The sequence below is a fragment of the Nostoc sp. CHAB 5715 genome, from assembly GCF_020829685.1.
Classification (GTDB): Bacteria; Cyanobacteriota; Cyanobacteriia; order Cyanobacteriales; family Nostocaceae; genus Nostoc.
This window is the reverse complement of the sequence record NZ_JAIVFR010000494.1, coordinates 1-5,510: the sequence shown is the minus strand read 5'-3', so window position 1 is coordinate 5,510 and position 5,510 is coordinate 1. Positions and strand designations below refer to the sequence as shown.

Genomic DNA, 5,510 nt, shown 5'->3' with positions numbered 1-5,510 from the left:
TATGGGATCGAGGCGAAAGTTGATCGCAAATCTCGCAGATAAATTTTGCAAATCCTTGGTAGAACTTTCTGCTGGCACTTCAAATTTCTGGACAGTCAAATCATACACATCTATCACTGAGATAAAAGGCGGTTTTACATGAATCCCTTCTAATAATGCCCCATCTTTCGCTTTACCCAAGATGCTGATTACTCCTGCTTGTCCTGGGTTGATAATGATAAAGGAATTTAGTCCCAAAATCACTAGTGTTGCTAACACAATTCCTAAAACTGTGCTTTGCCAATTTCCCAATTGCTGATTTTTCAAATTCCTCTCTCCAATATGAGTTAGTCATTGGTCATTTGTCATTGGTCATTGGTCATTGGTCATGAAGAGTTATTATTTTTCTCCTTGTCTTTTTTCTTTAGTCATGAAGAGTTATTATTTTTCTCCTTGTCTTCTTTCTCTAGTATTAAGTGCTGAGTAATAAAATTTACTTTGTCTTGGGTAAACTTAGTTACTAGTTTAAGCTTCTCATCAGTCTGTCTAAAATCAAGCCTTTAATCTGAAGAAGGCGGCACTGGCGGTTTAATGTCCATCCTTAGTGATGATATTAACTAATCAGAGCGGTTTATGGATGGAGGAGCGAATGATATTATCCAAGTTTCCACACCTGTTTGAATTTATTGTTGCAAACATATATGCAAGTTACAGATGTAGTTGTCATTGGTAGCGGTATTGGCGGTTTGAGTTGTGCTGCTGTTTTGGCACGCTATGGCTTTGATGTGATAGTCTGCGAAAGTCATTCCATTGCTGGAGGCGCTGCCCATGCTTTTGAGCGCAATGGTTTCAAATTTGACTCGGGCCCGTCTCTCTACTCTGGACTGTCTTACAGCCCCTCTGCCAACCCTCTGCGGCAAGTGTTAGATGCAATTGGCTCGGAATTACCATGCGTAACCTATGATACTTGGGGCTGTTGTCTACCAGAAGGCGATTTTGACACGTCGGTTGGTGCCGAGCAATTTTGTGAAGTGCTGATGAAATTCCGGGGACATGATGCTGTAGCCGAATGGCAGGAACTCCAGCGCGTTATGGAACCATTGGCTAGTGCAGCAACTTCCATACCACCGGCGGCATTACGCTTTGATTTTGGTGCAGCTAGAACTGTCGGCCCGTTTATCCCATCTCTGACAAAACATCTGGCGAATATAGTTAAGCTGACGGGCCCCTTCAGCCGGATTATGGATAGCGTTGTTAAAGACCCGTTTACCCGAAACTGGCTTAATTTGCTGTGTTTCCTGCTTTCTGGATTGCCAGCAGATGGCACTAGCGCCGCAGAGGTAGGATTTATGTTTGCAGACTGGTATCGACCAGACGCAATACTTGAATATCCCATTGGTGGTAGTGGTGCTTTAGTTGACACCCTTGTACAAGGATTGCAGCGTCACGGCGGGAAGCTGATTCTGTTAGCTCATGTTGAAGAAGTGCTTGTAGAAGGTAATCGTGCGGTGGGTGTGCGTCTGCGCGATCGCCAAGAAATTCGGACACGGCGGGCAGTAATTTCTAATGCATCGGTTTGGGATACACTGAAGTTACTACCAGAAAATGCAGTACCCAAACAGTACCGGGCTAAACGACAAGCGACACCTGAGTGTGATAGCTTTATGCATCTACATTTAGGTATTGATGCTCAAGGATTACAGTCTAATTTGCGGTGTCATTACATTGTGGTTAATAACTGGGAATTGGGCATAACAGCACCTCAGAATGTTGTGGTGATATCAATTCCTTCAATTCTCGATCCATCTTTAGCACCACCAGGTAAGCATGTAGTTCATGTTTATACTCCTGGTAATGAGCCATACTCTATCTGGCAGGGAATGGATAGAAGGAACCAAGAATATGCCGAAAAAAAGCGATCGCGTGCAGAAATAATGTGGCAAGCGCTACAGCGGATCATTCCAGATATTCGCTCTCGTTGCGAAGTCACACTTGTTGGCACACCTCTAACTCACGAACGTTATCTCCGCCGTTATCAAGGTTCCTACGGCCCAGCAATTCAGGCTGGAAGTGGTATGTTTCCTGGGCCTAGCACATCTTTAGCAGGGCTGATGTGCTGTGGCGATTCGACATTTCCCGGCATTGGTTTACCAGCAGTAGCCGCCAGTGGACTGATTGCTGCAAATACCCTTGCACCGGTTAATAAGCATTTAGCAATGCTTCAAGATATCAAGTGTATTTAATTTTTTGCACTATTTTCTGTGTAGACCGTCATTAGTCATTAGTCATTAGTCATTAGTCATTAGTCATTAGTCATTAGTCATTAGTCATTAGTCATTAGTCATTAGTCATTAGTCATTAGTCATTAGTCATTTGTGTTTACTAAGGACAAAGGACAATTGACAAAGGACAACCTCACCTTAGAATTCAATTGGGTATTCTGACCGAAAAATCTCCTCTACGGAAAATACTACTCTAAAGCCACAAACCCTCAGTCCACCGTCTGACTCATTCCAGCTACGGCTAGCGCTGCGACACAGTTCTGCGTTGAAACTCCAAGAACCACCGCGTAGCACTCGACGATTAATATCACCGCCAACTTCCCAAGCTGTTCCATCTGAGGGTGCGTCGCTGTAATTGTTGTGCCACGAATCAGCGCACCATTCCCAAACTAGCCCGTGCATATCGTACAATCCAAAGGCGTTGGCAACTTCAAAACTACCGACGTTTGTTGTTTCTTTACGGAATTTGCTTTTTGGTTCGATAGTGCAACTAACTAACTCAGAGGTAATCGTTTCGCCAAAGTGGAAGGATGTTGTAGTTCCAGCCCGACAAGCATATTCCCATTCAGCTTCACTCGGTAAACGATAGTCGCGTCCGGTTTTTTCTGATAGTCTGAGACAGAATTCTAAAGCTTCATACCAAGATACGTTTTCCACTGGTCTATCTAAACCTTTGAATTTTGATGGATGGGGATTTAAAGCTTGTTTGACTTTGGGTAAAGCTGCTACTACTCTCCACTGTGCTTGAGTTACGGGAAATTTCCCCATAAAAAATGGTTCAACGGTAACTTTATGTCGAGGACGTTCGTCAGCATCTCCTTCACACTCTGGTGAACCCATCATATAAGTACCGCCAGGAATCGATACCATTTCTAATGTGACAGATTTACCCAATTCTTCGGCAAAGAAGTTGGCATTGCAACTCATGCGGTTTACTTCTCTACCACCTGTATCTACTGTCACTACGTCAAATTCAAAGGTTTCTAAGGGGGGTAATGGTACTATTACTTTTTGTGGTGGCGGCGGTAATATGGGTGGAGACATCGAAACAATTTTAAGGGCAACAGGTTCAATGTTCGATGTTGCAAATTTCAAATCGCTGAGAACTTCTGCTGCTGTTTGATACATTTCACTTGGTAGATGTTTTAGTACTTTATCTAAAATTTTCCCTAAGTCGTCGCTGATAGTAATACCTTTTTCTTGTAACCGTTCGCGCCACAACCACTTAGCGTTCATGGCATCATAAATAGGGTCATTAATCTGTCCAGAAGCATCTTGCAAAGGCAAACATCGAGTTAAAAGACGCACGCAAGTTACACCCAAAGCATACAAATCACTCCCATGACAAGCAAATCCAGCCATTTGTTCGGTTGGGGCATAACCAAGAGTATAAATTACTGTCGCTTGTCTTCCTAAACTGGTTTGTGTTACCTGTTTAGCGCCGCCAAAGTCAATTAATACGGGTTTTCCATCACTTGCACGGCGGATAATATTTTCTGGTTTGATATCCCGATGAATGACATTATGAGTATGAATGAATTCTAGTACTGGTAATAAATCAGCTAAAAGTTCCCAAATTTGTGTTTCACCATAGATTTGTTGCTGAACTTCTTGTAAGAGGGTTTTTCCTTGAATAAATTCTTGTACGAGATACAAGCTAGCACCTTGTTCAAAGTAAGCTAGTAATCTGGGAATTTGGGTATGATTTTCTCCCAGTTCATACAATCGAAAAGCCTCTTCTTTAAAAAATTCTGCTGCTTTGGTGCGTTGTCCTGTTCCTTGAAATTGTGGGAAAAATTGCTTGATGACGCAAGGGGCGTTTAGTCTGTCTACATCTTCTGTAGAATATGTTCTGCTAAACCCACCTTCACCTAAAAGTCTCAATACGCGGTAACGGTTTCTTAGAAGTTTGCCAAAGTTGCTTTGTCCGCAACTCACACAAAATCTATTGCTATCAGAGTTGAATGGATTTGAGCAATTGGGATTTTGGCAGATTTGCATAATGAGGGGGAAATAGCATCTTCTCCAAAGTTAGCCCCAATGTTATCTAATTGAAAATAGTTATGTAGAGAAGCGAACACGGAAGTTTATTCATGTGTTTAAAATTGCTCTAATTCCTTTTTAAGGAGGCTTAGGGAATATCAACTAACCCAAGGGTATTGTGCTTAAAACTATCTTTTACATGAGAATATAAGATGATTAACAATTAACAATTAAACAGAGTTACATCAGGGCATTGAAACTGTGAATAAAACTGATATCAGTGTCTTAGCTTGCCGTAATGCACCTTACATTTTAATATAGGGGTTATTCACTATTTAAAAAAGTTCGTAAAGAACCAATTAAAACAATTCGCAATTCGCAATTCGCAATTCGCAATTACGTTTTGTGACGGGGATTTAGATTTAGGCATCAAAACCTGCTGCCTGTAGAGACAGGGGACTTAAACCCCCACCACTTGTTAAAGAATTCAAAATTTAACCTATTCTGCGGAATACCCCATCCGCCTATGCGGTGGGGTAGTTCACGAGAGTTACATAAGATAATAGGACTTACGCATGGAGACAAAGCGCAGCTTTGGGGTGATTCGGGTTTAATAAGTAATCAAGCGGACATGATATAGGAATCATATTTGATTTTTGAAATTATCTATGTAGGTGGGGAGTGGGGAGTGGGGAGTAGGGAGTAGGGAATATGGAATCACGCTTTTCGAGTTGTACGGATTTTTTTCAGAAATCAAATCATAGTCCTATAGCATATCCGGCTATTGACCAAAATAATTTGTAATTAATGTTACAACTCTCTTAATTTATCAATGGAGAAAAAATGTAATCAATATTTCAAGCCCTCTCTTTTAAATTATTTGACGCTATATATATCCAGATATTTTCAATATCTTGCGCTGCTTGAGTAGAAATCCGAAATCGACTCATAGAGAATCGCTGTCAGCCAATTTTTCCTGCCCTCGTGCTTTGATATTTGCAAAAAAAGCCGAAAGTGACTCGTCATTATATTCAGTATACTGACTGCTCTCAAGTTGCTTAATACCAATGTCGATCTGACTGCGTAACGCTTCTAGCTTGAATTTGTGGAGTTCTTCTTCAAGGCGAGCGAGTTTATCTATCAGTTCGGACGCTTGTTGCTGAAGTTCTTCATCTGGGATAAATAGAGTTTCTAAAAATGAAACTACTGTTGAGAGTTTTTGCTCAAACTCAAGCGAGGCTCTATTTTGAGTTGTGGTAGTCATTT

The 5,510-nt window shown here is 41.4% G+C and carries 3 protein-coding genes and 1 pseudogene; 1 reads left to right on the top strand and 3 read right to left on the bottom strand.

Annotated elements, in window-relative coordinates; translation table 11 throughout:
- Positions 1 to 306: SPFH domain-containing protein (locus LC574_RS24220; protein ID WP_267871654.1), on the bottom strand; the 306-nt coding region annotated here is incomplete at its 3' end.
- A gap of 374 nt (positions 307 to 680) precedes the next feature.
- On the opposite strand from LC574_RS24220, the gene LC574_RS24215 reads away from it, so the two are divergent.
- Positions 681 to 2,222: an NAD(P)/FAD-dependent oxidoreductase gene (locus LC574_RS24215; RefSeq protein ID WP_229456102.1), complete on the top strand. Its 1,542-nt coding sequence runs from the start codon at positions 681 to 683 to the stop codon at positions 2,220 to 2,222.
- 177 nt (positions 2,223 to 2,399) lie between these two features.
- On the opposite strand, the gene LC574_RS24210 is transcribed toward LC574_RS24215, so the two are convergent.
- A complete protein-coding gene (locus LC574_RS24210; protein ID WP_229456101.1) occupies positions 2,400 to 4,262 on the bottom strand; it encodes a bifunctional serine/threonine-protein kinase/formylglycine-generating enzyme family protein in 1,863 nt (620 codons plus the stop codon).
- A gap of 928 nt (positions 4,263 to 5,190) precedes the next feature.
- Positions 5,191 to 5,510: pseudogene (locus LC574_RS24205) on the bottom strand (hypothetical protein); the annotation flags it as partial.